The sequence below is a fragment of the Compostibacillus humi genome (assembly GCF_014637175.1).
Classification (GTDB): Bacteria; Bacillota; Bacilli; order Bacillales; family Amphibacillaceae; genus Oceanobacillus; species Oceanobacillus humi.
The window spans coordinates 1-788 of record NZ_BMEV01000158.1 but is presented as its reverse complement, the minus strand read 5'-3'; the positions used below and the strand labels follow the sequence as shown (position 1 = coordinate 788).

The window sequence follows — 788 nt, the reverse complement described above, 5'->3', positions numbered from 1 at the left end:
CCCAAAATATACTAATTTAGCTGTTTAATATAACCATATTATCCCATATTTCGTATATTTTGGGGTATACTTTGTAGAAAATTATCACGAAGAATTTTTACTCTTCAGCGCTGATTACCAAATATGTCAAGAACTATATTATCAACCTTTTCACAACGCACCAATTTCTTATTACTACAGTTTTGACCTTTACTTTTTATTGCTACATCACATTTGTAATAATAAAACTTAGAACGTGTCCCATCTTTTTTTACTTTTCCCAATGTGTATGTGCCATTCATAGCTCTACCACATTCATTACATTTCAACATACTGGAAAGTAAATAGGGACTATTTTCTCTTTGAGGGTCATAGTGCTTTTGTTTAGGCTTTCTTTCCTGTAGTTTTTGTTGAACTTTCTCCCATGTTTCAAACGGAACAATTGGAGTGAAATCAGGTTCCTTTCCTTCTCTAAAATTCTTACTCCAATACCATTCCTCAACTGGATTATCTGATCTTCTTTTCTTAGTAATTCTTTTTCTTCTATTCTTAACCATATAACCAGTATAAGATGGATTTCTAAGAATTCTCCAGACTTTTTTGCTGTTGAAGTATATCCCTTTGTAATTTTCTTCTGATCCTTTTTTACGGTATTTTTTTAACTCATTTTCATTTAAAATATCAGCATACTCTTCGGGGTGTGTCAATAATTTTGTGTAAATAACCCTATTTCCGGTAGAAAAGTTAGCCTGCTTATTTTAGTTGATAAAACTTCTATCTCTAGGTTAAACACAGAGCCACAGCGGTAG

The 788-nt window shown here is 32.0% G+C and carries 1 protein-coding gene; it reads right to left on the bottom strand.

The genetic code is table 11. The features are described from left to right. Window positions 1–104 precede the first annotated feature (104 nt). A complete protein-coding gene (locus IEV18_RS17075) occupies window positions 105–686 on the bottom strand; it encodes a recombinase family protein (RefSeq protein ID WP_188393521.1) in 582 nt (193 codons plus the stop codon). Window positions 687–788: the final 102 nt, after the last annotated feature.